Origin of the sequence: Streptococcus oralis subsp. oralis, assembly GCF_002096445.1 — a bacterium.
GTDB classification, from domain to species: Bacteria; Bacillota; Bacilli; order Lactobacillales; family Streptococcaceae; genus Streptococcus; species Streptococcus oralis_N.
On the sequence record NZ_NCUK01000002.1, the window covers coordinates 1 to 281 of the forward strand.

Annotated in this window: 1 protein-coding gene; it reads left to right on the forward strand. The window is 43.4% G+C overall.

From position 1 onward, the window contains the following. Positions 1–281 (forward strand): MucBP domain-containing protein (locus B7721_RS00005; protein ID WP_142358565.1); only part of this gene is annotated, 281 nt, incomplete at both ends.

The window sequence follows — 281 nt, forward strand, 5'->3', positions numbered from 1 at the left end:
GGTTATCCAAGCGAAGACGGCGAACAACCTAAGAAAGATATTCCAGGTTACCGCTTCGTAGAGACTAAGAAACTTCCAAACGGCGACACAGAACACGTTTATGAGAAGGTTAAGACTAGTCATAAGGATAAGGAAGGCAATGACATTCCAGGTTATCCAAGCGAAGACGGCGAACAACCTAAGAAGGATATTCCAGGTTACCGCTTCGTAGAGACTAAGAAACTTCCAAACGGCGACACAGAACACGTTTATGAGAAGGTTAAGACTAGTCATAAGGATAA